16 protein-coding genes, 1 pseudogene and 1 riboswitch are annotated in these 22,458 nt (G+C 69.5%); of the genes and pseudogenes, 10 read left to right on the forward strand and 7 right to left on the reverse strand.

Annotation, left to right across the window (positions count from 1 at the left end; all coding sequences use genetic code 11):
* Positions 1–160: 160 nt before the first annotated feature.
* From OG963_RS16290 to OG963_RS16325, 8 genes and pseudogenes are all read left to right on the forward strand, one after another.
* Positions 161–1,793 (forward strand): annotated as a pseudogene (locus OG963_RS16290) (IS200/IS605 family accessory protein TnpB-related protein).
* A 70-nt stretch (positions 1,794–1,863) separates the two neighbouring features.
* Positions 1,864–1,961: riboswitch (glycine riboswitch) on the forward strand.
* A gap of 141 nt (positions 1,962–2,102) precedes the next feature.
* A complete protein-coding gene (gene gcvT, locus OG963_RS16295; RefSeq protein WP_093772425.1) occupies positions 2,103–3,218 on the forward strand; it encodes a glycine cleavage system aminomethyltransferase GcvT in 1,116 nt (371 codons plus the stop codon).
* Positions 3,219–3,287: 69 nt separating this feature from the next.
* On the forward strand, positions 3,288–3,665 hold the full coding sequence (gene gcvH / locus OG963_RS16300) for a glycine cleavage system protein GcvH (protein ID WP_030931004.1): 378 nt from the start codon (positions 3,288–3,290) through the stop codon (positions 3,663–3,665).
* Between the two features lie 20 nt (positions 3,666–3,685).
* Complete coding sequence (gene glyA / locus OG963_RS16305; RefSeq protein ID WP_030931007.1) at positions 3,686–4,945, forward strand: serine hydroxymethyltransferase; 1,260 nt, start codon at positions 3,686–3,688, stop codon at positions 4,943–4,945.
* A gap of 157 nt (positions 4,946–5,102) precedes the next feature.
* Positions 5,103–6,485, forward strand: coding sequence for an L-serine ammonia-lyase (locus OG963_RS16310; protein ID WP_030931010.1), 1,383 nt, complete (start codon positions 5,103–5,105; stop codon positions 6,483–6,485).
* 300 nt (positions 6,486–6,785) lie between these two features.
* Positions 6,786–9,185 (forward strand): SpoIIE family protein phosphatase, encoded by a 2,400-nt coding sequence (locus OG963_RS16315; RefSeq protein ID WP_177309196.1) that lies wholly within the window; start codon positions 6,786–6,788, stop codon positions 9,183–9,185.
* A gap of 344 nt (positions 9,186–9,529) precedes the next feature.
* Complete coding sequence (locus OG963_RS16320) at positions 9,530–10,411, forward strand: peptidase S1 (protein WP_093772429.1); 882 nt, start codon at positions 9,530–9,532, stop codon at positions 10,409–10,411.
* Between the two features lie 455 nt (positions 10,412–10,866).
* Positions 10,867–11,847 (forward strand): terpene synthase family protein, encoded by a 981-nt coding sequence (locus tag OG963_RS16325; protein WP_093772431.1) that lies wholly within the window; start codon positions 10,867–10,869, stop codon positions 11,845–11,847.
* 304 nt (positions 11,848–12,151) lie between these two features.
* On the opposite strand, the gene OG963_RS16330 is transcribed toward OG963_RS16325, so the two are convergent.
* Entirely contained in the window at positions 12,152–12,367 is a 216-nt protein-coding gene (locus OG963_RS16330) for an EF-hand domain-containing protein (protein ID WP_018102550.1), read from the reverse strand.
* 139 nt (positions 12,368–12,506) lie between these two features.
* Between OG963_RS16330 and OG963_RS16335 the strand changes: the two genes are divergently transcribed.
* A complete protein-coding gene (locus OG963_RS16335; RefSeq protein ID WP_030931026.1) occupies positions 12,507–13,148 on the forward strand; it encodes a GNAT family N-acetyltransferase in 642 nt (213 codons plus the stop codon).
* Between the two features lie 50 nt (positions 13,149–13,198).
* On the opposite strand, the gene OG963_RS16340 is transcribed toward OG963_RS16335, so the two are convergent.
* The 6 genes from OG963_RS16340 to OG963_RS16365 form a co-directional block, all read right to left on the reverse strand.
* Positions 13,199–14,398 carry a YncE family protein gene (locus tag OG963_RS16340; protein ID WP_093772433.1) on the reverse strand — a complete coding sequence of 400 codons (1,200 nt, stop codon included), beginning with the start codon at positions 14,396–14,398 and terminating at the stop codon, positions 13,199–13,201.
* Complete coding sequence (locus tag OG963_RS16345) at positions 14,398–15,234, reverse strand: polysaccharide deacetylase family protein (protein ID WP_093772435.1); 837 nt, start codon at positions 15,232–15,234, stop codon at positions 14,398–14,400. Before OG963_RS16345 ends, OG963_RS16340 begins: the two co-directional genes overlap by 1 nt.
* Before the next feature lie 422 nt (positions 15,235–15,656).
* Entirely contained in the window at positions 15,657–16,172 is a 516-nt protein-coding gene (locus OG963_RS16350; protein ID WP_030931035.1) for an ATP-binding protein, read from the reverse strand.
* A 251-nt stretch (positions 16,173–16,423) separates the two neighbouring features.
* Complete coding sequence (locus tag OG963_RS16355; RefSeq protein WP_093772437.1) at positions 16,424–17,191, reverse strand: enoyl-CoA hydratase/isomerase family protein; 768 nt, start codon at positions 17,189–17,191, stop codon at positions 16,424–16,426.
* Between the two features lie 87 nt (positions 17,192–17,278).
* Positions 17,279–18,532, reverse strand: a complete 1,254-nt coding sequence (locus OG963_RS16360) for an Ig-like domain-containing protein (RefSeq protein ID WP_093772439.1) — start codon at positions 18,530–18,532, stop codon at positions 17,279–17,281.
* 232 nt (positions 18,533–18,764) lie between these two features.
* Positions 18,765–20,024, reverse strand: a complete 1,260-nt coding sequence (locus OG963_RS16365; protein WP_371799193.1) for an Ig-like domain-containing protein — start codon at positions 20,022–20,024, stop codon at positions 18,765–18,767.
* Positions 20,025–20,176: 152 nt separating this feature from the next.
* On the opposite strand from OG963_RS16365, the gene glgX reads away from it, so the two are divergent.
* Positions 20,177–22,444 carry a glycogen debranching protein GlgX gene (gene glgX, locus OG963_RS16370; RefSeq protein ID WP_371799194.1) on the forward strand — a complete coding sequence of 756 codons (2,268 nt, stop codon included), beginning with the start codon at positions 20,177–20,179 and terminating at the stop codon, positions 22,442–22,444.
* The last annotated feature ends 14 nt before the right edge of the window (positions 22,445–22,458 follow it).

Raw genomic sequence — 22,458 nt, forward strand, 5'->3', positions numbered from 1 at the left:
TGTGAGCTGCTGTCGGTTCACTGAGCTGAAGTGAGTGGTGGCGAGCGGGAGTGAATTCTGTCGGTGGGTTTGCTGGATGGGGAACGGGGGTGCTGGGGTCGAATGGGTGACCTTCGGCGGCTGCTGCTCGTTGGGCCAGATGTCTGGCCTTGAGGGGGTGATGTTAGTAGGTGGTGTGCGGAAGGTAGCGGGTTCCTTTGTGGTGCCCGGGCCTTGCGGGGTGGCGGTCCGGGACCGTCTCAAGCACCTCACGTCCCAGTACGAGATGGTGCTGCGTGCGGTCGGTGCGCATCAGGGTGCGCCGGCCTCCGGTGATCTCAGGGCTCGCTGTGCGGATGGTCTGGAGCACGGTGCGGACACCTGGGCAGCGCGTAAGCGGGAGCTGACCGCACTGTCGTCGTCGCGGATCGCGGGTGCGATCACCAAGGCCACGCACGACCAGTGGGCGCTGGCCCGCCGTTGCCAGGCGGCGGACATCCAGAAGCTGGAAGCCGGGATCAAGACGCTGCGGCACCGCCTGTCCCTCCCGATCGGGGAGAAGGGCACCAAGCGCGCGGCAGGCGGCTACCGCTCCAAGGGTGAGTGGTTCCGCAAGTCCCGCCGCCTCGATACTGGAAGACCGCCACGCCGCTGCCGTCGCCGACCGACAGGCCGGGCGGGTGCGGGTGGTACGGGGCGGCAAACGTCTCCTCAACACCCGCCACCACCTCACCCAGGCCCAGCTCACCGAAGACCAATGGCGGGAACGCCGGGAAGCGGAACGCTGGTTCCTCGCTGCCGATGGTGAGTCGGGGAAGCGGTTCGGGAACGAGACGATCCGTGTTACGCCGGACGGCGAGGTCAGCATCAAACTGCCTGCCCCGCTCGCGCACCTGGCCAACACCCAGCACGGCCGGTACACCCTCACCTCCCACATCGCATTTGCGCACCGGGGCCAGGACTGGGCCGACCGCATCGAAGCCAACCGGGCCGTGGCCTACCGCATCCACCTCGACGTCGAGCGCGGCCGCTGGTACCTCACCGCATCCTGGCAACGCCCCGTGGTGCAGACGATCCCGTTGGAGACCGCCCGCGCCCGGGGGATGATCGGCGTCGACAGCAACGCGGACCACTTCGCCGCCTACCGGCTCGACCGGCACGGCAACCCGGCCGGCGAGCCGCACCGCTTCGGCTACGACCTGTCCGGGACCGCCGGTCACCGCGACGCACAGATCCGCCACGCCTTGACCCGTCTGATCAACTGGGCCCAGCGTGTCGGTGTCGCCGCGATCGGCATCGAAGACCTCGACTTCACGCCTGAGAAGACCCGCGAGAAGCACGGCAGCAGGAAGCGGTTCAGGCAGCTCATCTCCGGCATGCCCACCGGCAAACTCAAGGCCCGGCTCGTCTCCATGGCCGCAGAACAGGGCCTTGCGATCGTCGCGGTCGACCCCGCCTACACCAGCATGTGGGGTAGCCAGCACTGGCAGAAACCGCTGGCCACCCCGCGCCGGAAGATGTCCCGTCACGATGCCGCGGGTATCGCGATCGGGAGACGCGCCCTCGGACACCCGATCCGGCGTCGGACGGCACCGCCCCCACACGACCGGAGTGATCGTGCGGGGCCTCGGACCGCCCAGGCCGCACCAGGCGACCGGGGACGTGAGGGAACCCGCCCACCCACCACGGACCGGCCCCCCGGAGAGCCGCCGCCGAGCGGGAAGCGAAAGCGGGAACCCAGCGCATCCAAAACCGCTCGGGATGCGCCCAGCACGCAGCAGTGGGTCCACGACCCACTGACGCACACTGGCTAGGAACGGTACCGACGCCCCACTCTTCCGCAATGCGTGCGATGATGACCCCGCCAACTGCATAAAGGCCGCTTGAATCCGCGCGGGAGAGTTCCGGCCATCGACTGTGCCGGGCGCCGAAGGAGCAAGATCCTCCCTTGAATCTCTCAGGCCCCGTACCGCGTGGATGAGGCAGATCTGAAAAGCGGGCCGCCTCGGCGGCTCCACCCAAGGTGCAAGCCGAACCCGTCAGGGTCTCTCGGCGAACCTCTCAGGTTCCGATGACAGATGGGGAGGGATCGTCCTCGTCGTCATGCCCTGGGAGCCACACCTATGAGCAACGCCCCCCGTCTCACCGCCCTCGACGCCCTGCACCGCTCGCTGGGCGCGACCATGACCGACTTCGCGGGCTGGGACATGCCGCTGCGGTACGCGAGTGAGCGCGACGAGCACAACGCGGTGCGCACGAAGGCCGGCCTCTTCGACCTGTCGCACATGGGCGAGATCACCGTCACCGGCCCCCAGGCAGCGGCGTTCCTGAACTTCGCGCTGGTCGGCAACATCGGCACCGTCGCCGTCGGCCGCGCCCGCTACACGATGATCTGCGCCGAGGACGGTGGGATCCTGGACGACCTGATCGTCTACCGCCTCGGTGAGACCGAGTACATGGTCGTCGCCAACGCCGGGAACGCCCAGATCGTGCTGGACGCGCTGACCGCCCGCGCCGACGGGTTCGACGCCGCGGTGCGCGACGACCGCGACGCGTACGCGCTGATCGCCGTCCAGGGCCCCGAGTCCCCCGCCATCCTGTCCTCGGTCACCGACGCCGACCTGGACGGTCTGAAGTACTACGCGGGGCTGCCCGGCACCGTCGCCGGTGTGCCCGCGCTGATCGCCCGCACCGGCTACACCGGCGAGGACGGCTTCGAGCTGTTCGTCGCCCCCGAGCACGCCGAGCAGCTCTGGCAGGCCCTCACCGCGGCGGGCGCCCCGCACGGCCTCATCCCGTGCGGTCTGTCCTGCCGTGACACGCTGCGCCTGGAGGCGGGCATGCCGCTGTACGGGCACGAGCTGACCACCGAGCTGACGCCGTTCGACGCCGGTCTGGGCCGGGTCGTGAAGTTCGAGAAGGAGGGCGACTTCGTCGGCCGCAAGGCACTGGAGGCCGCCGCCGAGCGCGCCGAGAGCGCCCCGCCGCGCAAGCTGGTCGGCCTGATCGCCGAGGGCCGCCGGGTGCCGCGCGCCGGTTTCCCCGTCGTCGCCGAGGGGGAGGTCATCGGCCAGGTCACCTCCGGCGCCCCGTCCCCGACCCTCGGCAAGCCGATCGCCATCGCGTACGTGGACGCCGCGCACGCCGCGCCCGGGACCACGGGCGTCGGAGTGGACATCCGCGGCAGCCACGAGCCGTACGAGGTCGTGACCCTGCCGTTCTACAAGCGGCAGAAGTGACGTAGTCGCGTCTCAGCCCGTAAGACCACCGTTCATCAGCACTCCCCCGCGTACAGGAGAATTCAGGTCATGAGCAACCCCCAGCAGCTGCGTTACAGCAAGGAGCACGAGTGGCTGTCGGCCGTCGAGGACGGTGTGGCCACGATCGGTATCACCGAGTTCGCGGCCAACGCGCTCGGCGACGTCGTCTACGCCCAGCTCCCCGAGGTCGGTGACACGGTGACCGAGGGCGAGACCTGCGGTGAGCTGGAGTCGACCAAGTCCGTCAGCGACCTGTACTCGCCGGTGACCGGCGAGGTCACCGCCGCGAACCAGGACGTCGTGGACGACCCGGCGCTGGTGAACTCCGCTCCCTTCGAGGGCGGCTGGCTGTTCAAGGTACGCATCACGGAAGAGCCGAAGGACCTGCTCTCCGCAGACGAGTACTCCGAGTTCTCCGGCAACTAAAGACCCCAAGGGACCACCTGATGTCGCTTCTCAACTCCTCCCTCCACGAGCTGGACCCGGACGTCGCCGCTGCCGTCGACGCCGAGCTCCACCGTCAGCAGTCCACTCTCGAAATGATCGCCTCGGAGAACTTCGCTCCGGTCGCGGTCATGGAGGCCCAGGGCTCCGTCCTCACCAACAAGTACGCCGAGGGCTACCCGGGCCGCCGGTACTACGGCGGCTGCGAGCACGTCGACGTGGTCGAGCAGATCGCCATCGACCGGATCAAGGCCCTGTTCGGCGCCGAGGCCGCGAACGTCCAGCCGCACTCGGGTGCGCAGGCCAACGCCGCCGCGATGTTCGCGCTGCTGAAGCCGGGCGACACGATCATGGGTCTGAACCTGGCCCACGGCGGTCACCTGACCCACGGCATGAAGATCAACTTCTCCGGCAAGCTCTACAACGTGGTCCCGTACCACGTGGACGACACCGGCGTCGTGGACATGGCCGAGGTCGAGCGTCTGGCCAAGGAGTCCAAGCCGAAGCTGATCGTCGCCGGCTGGTCGGCGTACCCCCGGCAGCTGGACTTCGCCGCCTTCCGCCGCATCGCGGACGAGGTCGGCGCGTACCTGATGGTCGACATGGCGCACTTCGCGGGCCTGGTGGCCGCGGGTCTGCACCCCAACCCGGTGCCGCACGCCCATGTCGTCACGACCACCACGCACAAGACCCTCGGCGGTCCGCGCGGTGGCGTCATCCTGTCGACGCAGGAGCTCGCCAAGAAGATCAACTCTGCCGTCTTCCCCGGTCAGCAGGGTGGTCCGCTGGAGCACGTGATCGCGGCCAAGGCGGTCTCGTTCAAGGTCGCGGCGACCGAGGAGTTCAAGGAGCGCCAGCAGCGCACCCTGGACGGCGCCCGCATCCTCGCCGACCGTCTGGTGCAGCCGGACGTCACCGAGGTCGGCGTCTCCGTCCTCTCCGGCGGTACCGACGTCCACCTGGTCCTCGTCGACCTGCGCAACTCCGAGCTGGACGGCCAGCAGGCCGAGGACCGGCTCCACGAGCTCGGCATCACGGTCAACCGCAACGCCATCCCGAACGACCCGCGGCCGCCGATGGTCACCTCGGGTCTGCGGATCGGTACGCCGGCCCTGGCCACCCGCGGCTTCCGGACCGAGGACTTCACCGAGGTCGCCGAGATCATCGCGTCGGCCCTGAAGCCCTCGTACGACGCGGACGACCTCAAGGCCCGCGTCACCGCGCTGGCCGAGAAGTTCCCGCTGTACCCCGGCCTGAAGTAGTCCGGGAAGCGGTTCTGTACGTTTGAGGCGGGGCACCGCGCACACTGGACAGTGAGCGCGGTGCCCCATCCCTTGTCCCCCCTGCTCTTCGGACTGCCCGGTCCGTACCGCACCACCCGGCAGACAACGACGTCTACCAACCCCTTAGGAGTCACCCGTGGCCATCTCGGTCTTCGACCTGTTCTCGATCGGCATCGGCCCGTCCAGCTCCCATACGGTCGGCCCGATGCGCGCGGCCCGTATGTTCGCGCGCCGGCTGAAGAACGAGGGCCTGCTCGCCCACACCGCCTCGATACGCGCCGAGCTGTTCGGCTCGCTCGGTGCCACCGGACACGGCCACGGCACGCCCAAGGCCGTCCTGCTCGGCCTGGAGGGCGAGTCCCCCCGTACCGTCGACGTCGAGTCCGCCGACGACCGGGTGGCCGAGATCCGTGCCTCCGGGCGGCTCAACCTCCTCGGCATGCACGAGATCGACTTCGACGCCGACGAGCAGCTGGTCCTGCACCGCCGCAAGGCACTGCCGTACCACGCCAACGGCATGACGATCTTCGCGTACGACCACGAGGGCGCTCCGCTGCTGGAGAAGACGTACTACTCCGTCGGCGGCGGCTTCGTCGTGGACGAGGACGCGGTGGGCGAGGACCGGATCGTTCTCGACGACACCGTCCTCAAGCACCCCTTCCGCACCGGCGACGAACTGCTACGGCTCGCGAGGGACACCGGACTGTCGATCTCCTCGCTGATGCTGGAGAACGAGCGCGCGTGGCGCACCGAGGACGAGATCCGCTCCGGCCTGCTCGACATCTGGCGCGTCATGCAGGCGTGCGTGTCGCGCGGCATGTCCCGCGAGGGGATCCTGCCCGGCGGCCTCAAGGTCCGCCGCCGCGCCGCGAACACCGCACGCCAGCTGCGCGCCGAGGGCGACCCGCAGGCCCACGCGATGGAGTGGATCACCCTCTACGCGATGGCGGTCAACGAGGAGAACGCCGCGGGCGGCCGCGTCGTCACCGCCCCGACCAACGGTGCCGCGGGCATCATCCCGGCCGTGCTGCACTACTACATGAACTTCGCGGCAGGCGGCGCCACCGAGGCCGAGAAGGAGGACAGCGTCGTCCGCTTCCTCCTCGCGGCGGGCGCCATCGGCATGCTGTTCAAGGAGAACGCCTCGATCTCCGGCGCCGAGGTCGGCTGCCAGGGCGAGGTCGGCTCCGCCTGCTCCATGGCTGCGGGCGCCCTCGCCGAGGTCCTCGGCGGCTCCGCCGAGCAGGTCGAGAACGCCGCGGAGATCGGCATGGAACACAACCTCGGCCTCACCTGCGACCCGGTCGGCGGCCTCGTCCAGATCCCGTGCATCGAGCGCAACGGCATGGCGGCGGTCAAGGCCGTCACTGCGGCGAAGATGGCGCTGCGCGGCGACGGCACCCACAAGGTCTCCCTCGACAAGGTCATCAAGACCATGAAGGAGACCGGGGCGGACATGAGCGTGAAGTACAAGGAGACCGCGCGCGGCGGGCTCGCCGTGAACATCATCGAGTGCTGAGAAACGGCCGCTGCCCAGAGGCTTCTCATTCATCAGTGCCACCGGGGGCCTCCCCGCCCGCACGGCGGATCGCCCCGGAAGGTCCCCCGGACGGAGCCGGAGGCCCCTGAAGGGTCTCCGGACCCGCGGGGGGCTGCCTGCGCTGCGCCGAGCCGGACGCCACGGCATATTGGGTAGGTGGCCCCAGGAACTCCACGTTCCCTGCGGTAGCGGATGACGCCGGTGGGGTGCGACGGGTGCAGTGGACCGGGCGTGGCCGGGGTGCGCCGAGGTGTTGTCCGTAAGGAGGCACTGGCACGGATGAGCACACGTGATGACCCCGCCGGTTGCCAGGACGGGTCGGTTGCGGCTCAGGGCGCACGGCTGGTGGTGGACGACCACGGGGTCGTGGTCGAGTGGAGCTCGCAGGCGCAGGCGTTGCTCGGCTACTCGGCCGAGGAGGTGCTGGGGCGCCGGGTGTCGGTCCTGCTGACCGGGCCCGGTGAGCACACGGATCGAGGGGCATCCGAGGTGACGAAGTCCGCCGGTGAGCCGGCCGTCCGTCACCGGTCCGGGCGGGGGCTCGCGGTCGGCATCCAGGTGTGGCCCATGGTCGGTGAGGGTGATGCCGTGTGGTGGTCCGTGCTTCTGACCCCGGCGGGGTGTTTCGGCGGGCCGAGTATCGACAGCGCGGTATTGCGCGCGGTACTGACCCAGTCCCCGCTCGGCCTGCAGGTCCTTGATCCCGATCTGCGGCTCATGCGGTTCAACACCGCCGCGCCGGGTGTGCGCGGTCTGCTGGGTGACGAGGTCATCGGCCGGCCGGTCCGCGAGGTGGCGCCGGGTCTGGTCGACGACGCACTGGAGCGGATGCTGCGGGAGGTCCTGGACACGGGCCGGCCCGTGATCGACGTCGAGCATGCCGGGCGGCCCCCCTCCGACCCCGATCACGAGCACATCTATTCCGTCTCGCTCTACCGTCTGCAGGACCGCGCCGGCGGCGTGCTCGGCCTGCTGGCGGCATCGACCGACATCTCCGAGCGGTATCGGGCCCGCGCGGGCCTGGACCTGCTCCTCGACGCGAGCACCCGGATCGGCACCACCTTGGACATGTGGAGGACGTGCGAGGAACTGGTCGGGGTCGCGGTGCCGAGCCTGGCCGACATCGCCGTCGTGGACATCCTCGACGAAGTGCTGGAGGGGAAGACTCCGCAACCCGGTCCGGTGAGCTCCCACGCCGTGCTGCGACGTGCGGCCTTCAAATCCACCGAAGGGGAACACGCATCGGTCGCCTACCGTGTCGGAGAGGTCAACCTGTCGTATCCGCGGTTCTTCCAGGACTGCCTCGCCGATCTGCGGCCCCGCCTCGTGCAGCGCCTGGAGATCGACGACGAGTGGGCCGTGCACGACGCCCGGCGTGCCGAGCTGATCCGCCGGACCGGGGCCCATTCGCTCATGGTCGTACCCCTCACCGCCCGCGGGGTCGTCCTCGGCCTGGCCAGCTTCTACCGGACCGCCGCACCGGACCCGTTCGACGAGGGCATCCTCGCCCTCACGGCGGATCTCGGCGCCCGGGCCGCCCTGTGCATCGACAACGCGCGCCGGTACACCCGTGAACGCACCGCCGCCCTCATCCTGCGCTCCAGCCTGCTGCCGCAGGACCTCCCTGCCCAGAACGCCGTCGAAGTCGCCCTGCACCACGTGTCCGCCGCCGCAGGAGACTGGTACGACGTGATCCCGTTGTCCGGGGCGCGCGTGGCCCTCGTCGTCGGACACGTGCCGGGACACGGCATGCATGCCGCCGCCGCCATGGGCCAACTGCGCACCGCCATCAACACCCTGGCCGCCCAGGACCTGGCCCCCGACGAACTGCTCGCAGACCTCGACGACCTGGTGACGGGCGCCGCCGGCCGCGGTGCGCCCTCGGCCCGCACACACCCGACGCGCGAACAGGCGATCGGCGCGACATGTGTGTACGCGGTCTACGACCCGATCTCCCGGCGCTGCACGCTGGCACGCGCCGGCCACCCCGCCCCCGTCATCGCGTCGCCCCAGGGAGCGGTCGCCATACCCGACGTTCCTGCCGGACCGGCGCTGGGAAGCGGCCGTCCGCCCTACGGATCGAGCGAGCTGGAGATCCCCGAGGGCAGCACCCTCGCCCTGTTCACCAGCAGCCTCATCGCGACGCACGACAGCGATCCGCAACAGGGCCTGACCCGACTGCGCCGCGTCCTGGGCAGCCCGCTCCCCGCACTCCAGGACACCTGCGACGCCATCATCCGGGCGCAGCACCCCCTCACGCCCGACAACGACGTCGTCCTGCTCCTGGCCCGCACCCGCGCCCTCGCCGCCGACCAGGTCGCGTCCTGGACCCTGCCCAACGACCCTTCCGTCGTCAGCAACGCCCGCAGCCTCACCAGCCGGCAACTGGCCACCTGGGGACTGCAGGAACTCGACTTCACCACGCAACTGTTGGTGAGCGAGCTGGTCACCAACGCCATCCGCTACGCCACGGGCCCCGTCCGGCAACGTCTGATCCGGGACCGGACCCTCATCTGCGAAGTCACCGACGACAGCAGCACAGCCCCCCACCTGCGCCAGGCGGATCTCGCCGACGAAGGTGGCCGCGGCCTGTACCTCGTCGCGCAACTGGCCGGCCGCTGGGGTACCCGCTTCACCGCCCGAGGAAAGACCATCTGGGCGGAACAGGCCCTTCCCTGAACCGTCGGCCCTGACGCCGGCCGGGGGCCGGGATGCCCGGTGCCCCGTGTCTCCCGGCCGGGTCGGCCAGGTGCTCCCCGGCCGGCGACCTCCCGCGGTCCGGTCCGGCAACTCGTCCTGCCCGGTCGGTATCCGCCGCCCGGCCCGCATCCGCCGGGTGCCCGGGCATGCGGAACAGCCCGGCCCCGCGGATCGCCCGCTGCCCGCGGCATGTACGCCCGGCGCACGCCGTCTGACCGGGTGACAGTGCACATCATCTCTCCGCGCCGGTCGTTGATCTTGCGAGAAATTCCGCTTCGGGGACCGTCCCGTGGTTCCCCGGCCGACTCGATGGAGAACCATCAATGAAATCCAGAATGCTCGCCGTCGCCGCTGCGCTGACCGTCGCCGGTCTCATCGGGGCCGGATCCGCCACGGCGGCGCCCGGAACGGTCTCGGGCAACGGCGGCAACCGCATCGGAACGGTGCAGTCCGACGGCGACGCGCACGTCAAGGAGGGCGGCCTCAGTGCCATCTGGACCCTGGAGAGCACCAGCATCAAACAGATCGCGCTCTCCGGCGACCGCATCGGGGTCCTCAAGGGCAACGGCGACGCGTACGTGAAGGACGGCGGCCTCAACGCCGGCTGGGTCAAGGAAGCCTCGAACGTCAAGCAGATCGCGCTCTCCGGCAACCGTATCGGCGTCCTCAAGGACAACGGCGACGCCTACGTGAAGGACGGCGGCCTGACCGCCGCCTGGGTCCACGAAGCCGCCAAGGTGAAGGAGCTGGAGCTGGCCGGCGACCGCATCGGCATCGTCCAGGCCAACGGCGACGCGTTCGTGAAGGACGGCCGTCTCAACGCCGCCTGGGCCTACGAGGGCGGCGACATCGTCGACATCGACCTGGCGGGCGACCGCATCGGGGTGTTCACCGGCGACGGCAGGGCGTATGTGAAGGACGGCAGCCTCAAGGCCACGTATGCGAGGGAGGGCAGCGACGTCATCCAGCTCGAGCTCTCCGGCGACCGCATCGGCATCCTCAAGGACAACGGCAAGGCGTACGTGAAGGACGGCCGTCTCAGCGCCGCATGGGCTCACGAGGCGGACAACGTCATTCAGATCGCCCTCTCCGGCGACCGCATCGGCGTCCTCAAGGGCAACGGCAGGGCATACGTGAAGGACGGCAGCCTGACCGCCGCCTGGGTCCACGAGGACGACAACGTCACCGAGCTCGCCCTGTCCTGATCCCTGGCCCTCGTCCGGGCTCGGGGTTGTCCGGACGAGGGCACTCCCACCTGCCTGTCGTGGCGGGGACGGCTCCTGGGCGATCCGGCCGGACCCGACACCCCGGTCGGCGAGTCGCTCGACCCAACAGTTCACCAACTGCTCATAAGTGAGCAGGCGTTCATGGCGATCAAGCAGTTTCGGTCACGAACTGCTTCCATCCACCGCTCTCTCAGGGTTCACTGGATGTGACGAGTGGTGACGCGATCGCTGTCCGTATGCGGTCCGCCGCAGTGGCCGACCGGCCCGGCTCCGAGGCCCCGGCCCCGACCGAGGAAAGAGGACAGCGATGAGCTCTCCCGGAATCGATCGCCCGCGCGCCTGCACTGATTCGTGAAAGCGACTCATTCCCATTCCCTGTTCGCAACGTTCAGACGAGGGGCACCATGAGCAAAATCACGCTTCCAGAATTCCATATGCCATTCGAGAGCACGGGCTGCAATCCAGGCATTCAGACAACCAAACAATCCGCCTGGGAGTGGGCGGCCGAAAACGATCTCGTCCTGTCCCCGGTGGCTCAGAAGAAGATGATCCGGACGCGCCCGGAGCTCTGGATATCCCTGATATTCCCGGCGGCCTCGCAGGAACACCTCGATCTCTTCTGCCAGTGGCTCTTCTGGGCGTTCCTGGTGGACGACGAGTTCGACGACGGCCCGGCCGGCCGTGACCCGCACCTGTGCGAGGAAGCCATCGCCCGGCTGGTGGACGTGCTCGACGGGACCAGCGCGCCGAACGGCCCCATGGAGCACGCTCTCGACGGTCTGATGATGCGGACCTGCGAGGGGCGGTCGCTGCGCTGGGTCCGGCAGTTCCGCCGGGACACGGTCGGCTGGCTGTGGACGTACTACGCGGAGGCCGTCGACCGGGCCGCGGGCCATGTGCCGAGCACCGCCGACTTCGTGAAGCACCGCCGCGACTCGGTGGCCATGCAGCCGTTCCTCGACCTGCACGAAATCACTGCCGGAATAGATCTCCCGGAATCCGCCCGCTCCCTTCCCGCGTACATCGCACTGCGCAATGCGGTGGCCGATCACTCGGGACTCTGCAACGACATCTGTTCATTTGAGAAAGAAGCCGTGCTCGGTTACGAGCACAACACTGTCCGGCTCATTCAGCGGGACCGCGGCGGCACACTGCAGGAGGCCGTCGAAGAGGCCGGGATATGGCTGGCGAGGATCGCCGACCGGGTGCAGCGAGCGGAAAAGGAACTCGTCGAGGAGATAGAGGCCGCACGCATCGACGGCCCGGCACGCGCCGCCCTCGAACGCTGTGTCCAGGACTATCGAGGGCTCGTCCGCGGAGACTTCGACTACCACGCACGGGCGGAGCGGTACACCCGACCCGACCTGATGGAGGTCGACGAACAGCACTCCCTGTCCCGGAACTTCGCCGCCTGACCGGCCGGGAGCCGGGTTCCGGGCCAGGCCGGATCCGGACCGCCCTGATTCCGGCCTCATCCGAGAGAAGGCCCTCGCCGCGGCGGTCGTCCAGGGGCGCCGGTATACGTCACCGGCGCCCGCCGGCGGCAGTGCACGCCGAACCGGCGCCCGGCCGGCCAAGGATGTGCGCCGCTGCGGGCGGGCAGATTCCCTGATCTCTTCCGGCGGGTCGCCCGCCCGGGCGGACGTGTTCGGTCCGGAAAGCTGAGCGGTTACGCGTCCGGCGGCCCCCGGCCGACCAGGCCGGGGGTCCTCCCGGCGGTCAGCCCTTGTTCTGGGCAGCCCAGAACTCGTCGAAGGTGAGCAGACCGTCACCGTTCGCGTCGTGGGAGTTGATGACGGCCTGGGCCACCGGCTCGGTGACGTAGGGGTCACCCAGCTGAGCCATCACGCTCTTGTACTCGGCGGCGGATATCAGCCCGTCGCCGTTCAGGTCGTACCGCTCGAAAGCCTTGCGCGCCGACTCGATGTCCGCCACTGTTCCGCCCCTTCATCATGCCTAACTGACGGGGGCCAGATTAACGGGCGCGACCGGCGCGGATCGCGGCGGCCGGTCGTCCATCATGGGTGAGGTGTCCGCGGACGGCGGGCGGGGTCCGGACCGGGGAGTGGGACGCTTGACGAAGGACGCACTGGCTCAGACCCTGACAGCTGCCGCGCACGGACGGTTCCCCCCGCCGGACGGGGGCACGACGGTGGTGGCGCAGCCGAACGCACGGGACGCCGGGGTGCTGGCCTTCACCGCGCACTCGGTGGTGTTCACCGACGAGGATCCGGCATGGGTACGGGCCACACTGGCCGCCACCCCCGGTGATCCGCTCGCCGCGACAATGAACCCGTACTTCCTGGGCGCGCTGCTCGCCCGTACCGGACGGCACATGAACACCATCGATCTGCTGACGGTCGCGGGCGCGCTGCCGGGGGACCCGGACATCGGGCTCCGGGAGATCGAGGACCCGGAACATCCGCGGGTGGCAAGGGCCATGAAGTACCGCGACGAGGTGCGGGTCTGGGCCACCGACGGCGGTGTGCTGATTCTGGGCCGTGGGGTCGCCGGACGCTGGGAGACGGCGATCGAGGTGGCCGAGGAGGCGCGCGGCCGACGGCTCGGGGAGCGGCTGGCGCGAGCGGCCCGGCAGTTGGTGCCGGACACGGTGGTGTGGGCGCAGCAGTCGCCGGGGAACGCCCGCAGTGTGCGGACGTTCCAGGCGGCGGGCTACCGGCCGGTCGGCTCGGAGGCCCTGCTGATCGCGGGCTGACCCGCGGGGCCCTCGGCGGATGGACGGACGATGCCGGGATGGCCGGGCGATCAGCGGAAGACTCCGGTGTGACCGAGCGAGTAACGGCCGGGCTGCGGATAGACGGCGAGTCCATGAGGCCCGCTGCCCACCGGGATCCGGGCGAGCTGCCTGCCGGTGGCCGTGTCGATCGCGTACACCTCGGCGTTGTAACGCCCGGACAGCCAGAGGACCTTGCCGTCCGCCGAGACGCCACCCATGTCGGGGCTGCCGCCGTTCGGCAGGTGCCACTTCTTCGTCAGTTTCCTCTTCGCGAAGTCGAAGAGGGAGATGCTGCCTTCACCACGGTTGGTGACGTACATCTGCTTGGAGTCGCGGCTGACGTACAGACCGTGGGCACCCTTGCCGGTACGCAGCAGTTTCGGTCTGTCGAACTTCTGCCCGTCCAGCACCCAGATGCCGTTCGCGATCATGTCCGCGATGTAGAACGTCCCGCCGTCCGGCGACAGCTTCACGTCCTGCGGCATCGCGCCCTTGAGCGGCAGCTTCTGCCGGCCGATCACCTTCATCCCGGCTGTGTCGACCTTGAGGAGTTCGCCGGAGAACTCGCAGGAGACGATGAAGTACCGGCCGTCCGTGGAGAAGTCGGCGTGATTGACGCCCGCGCAGTCGACCGGCACGGTCCTGGCCGTCTTCATGGTGTGCGCGTCACGGAAGACCAGCTGCCGGTCCATCGAGGCCATCACGACGGCGTACTTGCCGTTCGGCGTGAAGTACAGGTTGTACGGGTCGGAGACCGCGACCGTCCGGCCGGCCTTCCCGGTGGCCGGGTCGATGGCCGTGAGGCTGTCGCCGAGGTCGTTGTTGACCCAGAGCGTCTTCAGGTCCCAGGACGGGACGACGTGCTGCGGCTGGTGGCCGACCGGGATGGTCTCGATGACCTTGTACGTCTTCGGGTCGATGACCGAGACGGTGTCGGACCTGGTGTTGGGTACGTACACGCGCGCCGGGAAGTTCTTGACGACCGGTGACATCATTCCGGCCCGGTCGGCCGCGTACACGTCCTTGGGATCGAGCACCGGCGGCATCCCCGCGAGTCCGGTCGGGGGGACGCGCTCCGGGGTGGGGTTGTCCGGGACGACGCGCGGCGCGGCGGCCTCGGTGCCACCGGCCTCGGCCTTCCCCTTCTCGGCGGGGGTACCACAGCCCACGAGGACGGCGACGAGGACGCCCCCGAGCAGGGCCGCGGTGCGCTTGGTGGAGTGAAGCATCAGGTCAGCAGCTCCGTAGTCGTCACCGCACGCAGTTGACGGCGGTCGATTTCGCTGAGGAGGACAGGCAGCGCGGCAACCGTGTCCGCGTAGCCGAAGTGCAGGCTCACCACCGATCCGTTGCGGATCTCCCCGGTGACCTTGCGGGTGACGGCCGCCGCGCCCGGAGAGGTGAAGTCGAGGGAGTCCACGTCGTACGAGAGGACGTGCGGGTAGCCCGCCCTGCGCGCGAGTCGCTGGACGAGCGGGGTGGCGTACCGGCTGCGCGAGGGCCGGAACCAGGTGCCGATGGAACCGGTGAGCCGGCGCAGCCGCTGGGCGCAGCCGGTGATCTCCGCGTACGCCGCCGCTTCGCCCATCGCCGAGATGTCGGCATGACTCTGGGTGTGGTTGCCGAGGTCGTGCCCTCCGTCGAGGATCCGGCGGGCCATGTCGGGATGCTCGTCGAGCCAGCTGCCGACGGCGAGGACGGTGACCCGGGCGTGAGCGCGTTCCGCCTCTGCGAGCACGGCCCGGGCCACGGCCGGGTCGCCCTGGCCGTGGAAGGTCAGCGCGACGCGCGGGCGGTTGCGGGGGCCGTGGTCGATCTGGACCGGCTGCCCGGGGAAGCGGTGCGGGGCGGGCGCGGGTCGCGGAGCCGGGGGCCGCCCGCCCGCGTCGCTCTTGCCGGTGGCCTGCGCGGAGGCGTTCGTGGGCGTCCCGGCAGAGGTCTTCGTGGAAGTGCCGCCGGCGTCGTGTCCCTCCGTACATCCGGTCGCGAAGGCGCCCGCCAGGGCCGCGCCTGCGCCCGAACGCAGAGCGCTGCGGCGGTGCACCGATGTCCCGGAGGCGTTCATGGGCAGAACAGTAGGGGCGCAATGCCAGGAAGATGAAAATTGACCCCATTCATAGTGATTCAGGGAGGCCGGGAGCATGCCGCAAGCAACCTGGATGGTCGATGAATCACCCGTGGAACCACATAGTCATTCATGCATTGCCAGGCCAGTGACCCATCACACCTGTGATTCACTGTAGAAATGTCCAGATATAGACAGTTTCGGCAGATTAGCGCTTTTGGCTCCGCGGTCGCCCATCTGCCATAGTCGGTTCCACGACCCCCATTGACCCGGGCCAGGTCGTCCTACGCGGCCGTGAACACACCCCCCATTTCACGGTCCCCACACAGAAGCCCCCGAGGCGCCGCACCACGGCAGACCGGGGGCTTCTGTGCATCGTCCGGACGGACAGGAGAAGGCGGGGCCCGGCGGGCCCGGCCGGCTCAGCGGTCGGAGATCCGCATCTCGAACCAGGTGGTCTTGCCGCGCGGCAGCAGATCCACCCCCCACCGGTCGGAGAGCTTGTCGACGAGGAAGAGACCGCGGCCGCTGATGTCCATCTCCTGGACCGGCATGAGGCACGGCAGTCCGCGCGAGGGGTCGCGCACCTCGATCCTGATCCAGCCGCGGCGGCGCAGCATCCGGAGCCCGAAGATGCGGGCGCCGGTGTGCCGTACCGCGTTGCCGACGAGTTCCGAAACGAGCAGAACGGCATGCTCGGCGGTCTGCGGGGAAAGCGCCCACTGCCGAAGCACCACGCACGAGGTGAGCCGGCGAGCGGTCGCCGCGGACTCCGGACGGGACGGCAGCCGGACCTCGCCCTCCGTCGGATTTCCGAACAACTCCAGCGCCTTGAACGCCTGTTCGTCCTCGACAGCCGACATCCAGCGTGCCGCAGTCGCACCGCCGCGCTGTCGCGGCTGTTCCACACCCTCCAGGCCCGCCATGCACACCATCATGGCCGCACGGCGGGCGCTCCGGGGCCGTTCCTGGGGAATCCCTCCCCCGGAAGAAGGCATTCCGTGCAGGTCGGTAGGCATATGCCAGCGGCAGAATGCGCCACTCGACACCCTCTCCGACCTGCACGTATGTGCCGTCCGAACGGGATTGCCCCGGTCACCGAAGCGCTGAGCCTTAAGGTTGCCTTAAGGCTCAGCTAATCCGCCCACACGGATGAACCCACGGCCGTCTGTGCCCAACTGACCTTCGGTCAGAGGAACTTGGCCTTGCCCGGCCCCTCTTCGACAAAGCTGCGCATACCGCGCTCACGGTCCTCCGTGGCGAACAGACCGGCGAACCAGTTCCGCTCGATCGTGAGCCCGGTGTCGATGTCGGTCTCCAGCCCCGCGTCGATGGACTCCTTCGCGGCGCGCAGCGCCAGGGCGGGTCCCTTGGCCAGCCGCGCCGCCCAGGCATGCGCCTGCTCGTACACCTCGGCCGCCGGCACCACCCGGTCCACCAGACCGATCGTCAGGGCCTCCTCGGCCTTCACATGGCGGCCGGTGAAGATCAGGTCCTTGGCCTTGGACGGGCCGACCAGCCGGGCCAGCCGCTGGGTGCCGCCCGCGCCGGGGATCAGACCGAGCATGATCTCGGGCTGGCCCAGCTTGGCGTTGTCGGCGGCGATCCGGAAGTCGGCGCAGAGCGCCAGTTCGCAGCCACCACCGAGCGCATAGCCGGTGACCGCGGCGACGACCGGCTTGGGGATCCGGGCCACCGCGGTGAAGGAGTCCTGCAGCGCCTTGGACCGTACGACCATCGCCGTGTGGTCCATCGCCTGCATCTCCTTGATGTCCGCGCCCGCCGCGAACACCTTCTCGCCGCCGTAGAGGACGACGGCGCGCACATCGTCGCGCCGGGTCGCCTCCTCGGCGAGTTCACGCAGCCGGTCCTGGGTGGCGACGTCCAGGGCGTTCATGGGCGGACGGTCCAGCCGGATCGTGCCGACGCCGTCGCTTGCTTCGAGGGTTACGGTCATGGGAGGCAGGTTAACCGGCGCTAACGACGGCGGGCCCGGTGCTGTTGGTCACAGCACCGGGCCCGCCGTCGTGTCGTACGTCGGGAACTACTTGGTCCACTCCGCCCAGCTCATGTTCCAGCCGTTGAGACCGTTGTCCGGCTGGATCGTCTTGTCCTGGGACTTCTTCACGACGACGACGTCGCCGATGAGCGAGTGGTTGAAGAACCACGCCGCCGGGGTCGTCTTGCTCCAGCCACCGCGTACGTCCTGCAGACCGACGCAGCCGTGACTGGTGTTGGTCGAGCCGAACACGCCGGGCCCGCCCCAGTAGTTGCCGTGGATGAACGTGCCCGACGTGGACAGCCGCATCGCGTTCGGCACGTCCTTGATGTCGTACTCGCCGCCGAAGCCGACGGTGTCACCGTTCATCCGGGTCACCTTGAGCTTCTCGCTGATGACCATCTGTCCGTTGTACGTGGTGGTCGCCGGGGCGCCCGCGGAGATCGGGATGTTCCTGATCTCCTTGCCGTCGCGGACGACCTTCATGCGGTGCGTGCTCGCGTCGACGGTGCTGACCTGGCTGCGGCCGATGGTGAACGCGATCGTCTTGGCCTGCTTGCCGTAGACCCCCGGGCGTCCCTCGACCCCGTCGAGGTTGAGCTTCACGGTCACCTTGGTGCCCGCCGCCCAGTAGTTCTCGGGGCGGAAGTCGAGACGGTCGTTGCCGAACCAGTGGCCCTCGACAGGAACGGAGGGCTCCGCCGTCACCTCGATCGCCTTCTCGACGGCGTCCGGGTCGGTGATGCCACGTGTGAAGTGGATCGAGACCGGCATGCCGACGCCCACCGTGGAGCCGTCCTCCGGCGTGTACTGCCCGATGAAGGTGTTCTTCGGGACCAGGGTGGTGAAAGTGGTGTCCTTCGCCGACTGACGGCCCTTGGAGTCCTTGGCGACCGCGTGGACGCTGTACTTCGTCGCCGCGGCCAGGTGCTGCTCGGGCTCCCAGCTCGTACCGTCCGCCGCGATCTTGCCCTCGACCTCGGCGCCCTTCGGGTCGGCCACCTTGACCGTGGTCAGCTTGCCCTGATCGGCGGAGATCTTCAGCGCCCCGCTGGTGGCGACGGAGTCGGCACCGTCCTTCGGTGCGACGGTCACCACCGCCTGCGAGGCGGTCGTGTCCTCACTCTTGCTCCCGCCGGTGTTCTTGCCCTTGCTCCCGGCGTCGGTGTCCCCCCCGCCGCATGCCGTCACCAGCAGCAGCAGCGCCCCCAGCACCAGAGCCAGCAGTCCGGTGGCCCCCCGACCACGCCGCCCGCCGTTCGTCCTGACCGATGTCCCCGATATCGGCTGCCCGTTCAATGTGGTCGTCTCCCCTCACACGGCCTGGCCCCGCCAAGGCCCAGGGAGCCCGCAGGCTCCCACCCCCGCGCGCTGCTCATGCGCGCTCAGCGAAAGATAACCACACCGACCGTGGGGAGATCCCCTCTCGGATGTCACCGTTCAGTCCCAAGTTGGAGTGGAACTTCCCCAGGTGACACACGGTTCGAAGCGCTGCGCGGGGGTGTCCGGTGCGAGTCCGGCCGATCCGGGGTCAGCGGAGCGCGGAGCCCGCCTTCCACTGGATCCAGTTCAGATTCCAGCCGCCCAGACCGTTGTCCGGAGCGACCTTCTTGTCCTCGGAGTTGACGACCTCGACCACGTCCCCGACGATCGTCCGGTCGAAGAACCAACCCGCCGGGGTGTTCCCGCCGCCGCCCTTCACATCCTGCAGCCCGACACAGCCGTGGCTGACGTTCGCCGAACCGAAGACGCCACCGCCCGCCCAGTAGTTGCCGTGCACGAAAGTGCCGGAGTCGGTGATCCGCACGGCATGCGGAACGTCCTTGATGTCGTACTCACCGCCGAAGCCGACGGTCCGGCCGTCCATCCGGGTCACCTTCTGCATCTCGGTGACCACCATCTTCCCGTTGTACGTGCTCGTGGCCCGGGCGCCCGCCGTGATCGGGACCTTGGACAGCAGCCGGCCGTCGCGGCGCACCTCCATGGTGTGGTCGGCCACGTCCACCCTGGACACCTGCGAGCGGCCCACCACGAAGGTGACCGTCTTCCGCTGGGTGCCGAACACACCGGGTGCGCCCTCCACATCGTGCAGCGCCACCGCGACAGTGACCTCGGTGCCCGGCTTCCAGTAGGCGGCCGGCCGGAAGTCCAGCCGGGCGCCGCCGAACCAGTGCCCCACCACCTCGACCGCAGGCTCGGCGGTGACCCGGATCGCCCGCTGCACCGCCGCACGGTTCTTGATGACGCGGTCGAAGCGGAAGGAAACGATCATGCCGGTGCCGACGGTCGACCGCTCGTCCGGCTCGAAGCGACTGGTGAATCGGTGCTGGGGGACCGTGGTGGTGAAGGTGGAGTGCCGGGCCGAGCGGCGCCCCGCACCGTCCAGGGCCACGACGTCGACGCTGTACCTGGCGGCCAGGCGGAGCCTGCCCGAGGCGCCGCGCGGGGTCCAGGAGAGGCCGTCCTGCGAGATCAGCCCCCGCATCTCGCGCTGTCCTGCGTCCTTGCTCCGATCTGCGTCCACGGGCTGCTCCGCGACCTCGATCTGCGTCACCTTGACGTGCTCCAGCCGCCCGTCGGACACCTTCACCTCGACCCGGGCGTCCGGCCTGATGTCCCTGGCCCCGTCCTGCGGGGTGATCCTGATCGCGTACGGCGACGATCCCGGCTTCCCGCTGATGAATGGTTCCGAGTCGGTGCAACCTGTCAGTACGGCCAGTACGGCGAGCAGTCCTGCCCATGTCAGAACGGTGGCCGGGCTCGCTCCTGCCCTCTTCGCGTTGTGGTTCACGCTCCCCCAACGACCGGAGCGGCCGGAGGGAAACGTGAGTGCGGGCCCTGCCCTGGGCAGAACAGAGGGAGGACCACACTCGAGGAGCCACGGCCGGGACGCCGTGCGCTCCTCTTCGGTGCCGGGTCCGGACGAGCCGCGGGAGGCTGAGAGTGTCGAGCGCAGCCGAGCAGGAGACAGTGCCAGGGTCGGTCAGGGAGGCGGTGGAGCGGACAGCGGAAGAGGCGGGGACCGGCCCGGCGAGCGGGCCGGTCCCCTCCGGCGGGCAGCGGCAGCCGGCCGTGTGGCCCGGTGCGCCGATGCCGCTCGGGGCCCGCTTCCGGGTGGGGCCCGACGGGGTGGCGGGCACCAACTTCGCGCTCTGGGCGGCCGGCGCCGAGGCTGTCGAGCTCTGCCTCTTCGACGAGGAGGGGGGCGAGACGCGCCTTCCGCTGACCGAGCTGACCCATGAGGTCTGGCACGGCTTCGTGCCGGGCGTGCGGCCGGGTCAGCGGTACGGCTACCGGGTGCACGGCCGCTGGGACCCGTGGACGGGCGCCCGGTGGAATGCGGCGAAGCTGCTCCTCGATCCGTACGCACGGGCCGTGGACGGCTCGTTCACCCTGCCGGCCGAGGTGTACGGCCATGTGAGGGACTGGCCGCAGCAGCACGTCGCCGACACCGTGCGCGACGAACGGGACTCCGCTCCGTTCGTGCCCAAGGGTGTCGTCGTCCACGACGACGACGACTGGGCCGAGGACCGGCGGCCCAAGACCCCCTGGGCGGACTCCGTCATCTACGAGCTGCATGTGCGCGGATTCACCAAACTGCACCCGGGGATCCCCGAGGAGCTGCGCGGCACGTACGCCGGTCTCGCTCATCCGGCGGCCATCGGCCATCTGCGGCGGCTCGGGGTGACGGCGGTGGAACTGCTGCCGGTCCATCAGTTCGCCCATGAGGACCATCTGCTCCGGCGCGGGCTGCACAACTACTGGGGCTACAACTCGATCGGCTACTTCGCCCCGCACGCGGACTACTCGGCGAGCGGTACGGGAGGCCAGCAGGTCGGCGAGTTCAAACGGATGGTGCGGGCGCTGCACGACGCCGGGATCGAGGTGATCCTCGACGTGGTCTACAACCACACGGCGGAGGCGAGCGAGCTGGGGCCGATGCTGTCGCTGCGCGGCATCGACAACCGCGGCTACTACCGGCTCCAGTCCGACGCCCGCAGATACGCCGACTACACCGGGTGCGGCAACACCCTGCACGTGGTGCAGCCCCACGTGCTGCGGCTGATCACGGACTCGCTGCGGTACTGGGTCACGGAGATGGGCGTCGACGGCTTCCGCTTCGATCTGGCGGCGGCGCTGGCCCGCTCGATGCACGACGTCGACATGCTGTCCCCGTTCCTCGCGGTGATCGCCCAGGACCCGGTGCTGCGCCGGGTGAAGCTGATCGCCGAGCCGTGGGACGTCGGCAACGGCGGCTACCAGGTGGGTGCGTTCCCGCCGCTGTGGACCGAGTGGAACGACCGCTACCGGGACGCCGTGCGGGACTTCTGGCGCGGCGCCCTGCCCGACGTGCGGGATCTGGGCTACCGGCTGACCGGATCCAGCGATCTCTACGCATGGGGCGGCCGGCGGCCGTACGCCTCGGTCAACTTCATCACCGCGCACGACGGTTTCACCCTGCGCGATCTGGTCAGTTACGAACAGAAGCACAACGAGGCCAACGGAGAGGGCAACCGGGACGGCACGTCGGACAACCGGGCCTGGAACTGCGGCGCCGAGGGCAGCACCGACGACCCCGGCATCAACGCGCTGCGCCGCCGCCAGCTGCGCAATCTGATCACCACACTGCTGCTGTCGACCGGGGTGCCGATGCTGGTCGCGGGCGACGAGATGGGCCGGACTCAGGGCGGCAACAACAACGCGTACTGCCAGGACAACGAGGTGAGCTGGCTGGACTGGTCCCTGCTCGACCAGCCCCAGTGGCGGGAACTGACCGAGCTGACGGCCCGGCTGCTCACGCTGCGCCACACTCATCCGGTGCTGCGCCGCCGGGCGTTCTTCTCCGGCCGGGCGCAGGCCGCGGACGGGCTGCGGGATCTGGCGTGGTTCACCCGGCAGGGCAAGGAGATGACGGAGACGGACTGGTACGCACCGGCCGCGACGGTCGGTCTCTATCTCTCCGGGCGCGACATCCCCGGCCGGGACGCGCGCGGCGAGCAGGTCACCGACGACAGCTTCCTGGCGATCCTGCACGCTGCCGACCGCCCGATCGGATTCCGGCTGCCCGGGCCGCCGTGGGCGCAGGCGTACGAACTGGTGCTGGACACCTCGCGGGAGGACCAGTCGACCGCGCCGGCGACGGTGCACCGGGGCAACGAGGTACTGACGGTACCGGCGAGGGCGGTGCTGCTGCTGCGCGTCAGGGAGTGAGAGGGGGCGATGGG

The organism is Streptomyces sp. NBC_01707 (assembly GCF_041438805.1).
GTDB lineage: Bacteria > Actinomycetota > Actinomycetes > Streptomycetales > Streptomycetaceae > Streptomyces.

Coding starts and splice junctions, on each gene's coding strand:
- gcvH (WP_030931004.1), top strand. CDS start 3,288: ATGAGCAACCCCCAGCAGCTGCGTTACAGCAAGGAGCACGAGTGGCTG.
- OG963_RS16325 (WP_093772431.1), top strand. CDS start 10,867: ATGCCATTCGAGAGCACGGGCTGCAATCCAGGCATTCAGACAACCAAA.
- OG963_RS16340 (WP_093772433.1), bottom strand. CDS start 14,398: ATGCTTCACTCCACCAAGCGCACCGCGGCCCTGCTCGGGGGCGTCCTC.
- OG963_RS16345 (WP_093772435.1), bottom strand. CDS start 15,234: ATGAACGCCTCCGGGACATCGGTGCACCGCCGCAGCGCTCTGCGTTCG.
- gcvT (WP_093772425.1), top strand. CDS start 2,103: ATGAGCAACGCCCCCCGTCTCACCGCCCTCGACGCCCTGCACCGCTCG.
- glyA (WP_030931007.1), top strand. CDS start 3,686: ATGTCGCTTCTCAACTCCTCCCTCCACGAGCTGGACCCGGACGTCGCC.
- OG963_RS16315 (WP_177309196.1), top strand. CDS start 6,786: ATGAGCACACGTGATGACCCCGCCGGTTGCCAGGACGGGTCGGTTGCG.
- OG963_RS16355 (WP_093772437.1), bottom strand. CDS start 17,191: ATGACCGTAACCCTCGAAGCAAGCGACGGCGTCGGCACGATCCGGCTG.
- OG963_RS16320 (WP_093772429.1), top strand. CDS start 9,530: ATGAAATCCAGAATGCTCGCCGTCGCCGCTGCGCTGACCGTCGCCGGT.
- OG963_RS16350 (WP_030931035.1), bottom strand. CDS start 16,172: ATGATGGTGTGCATGGCGGGCCTGGAGGGTGTGGAACAGCCGCGACAG.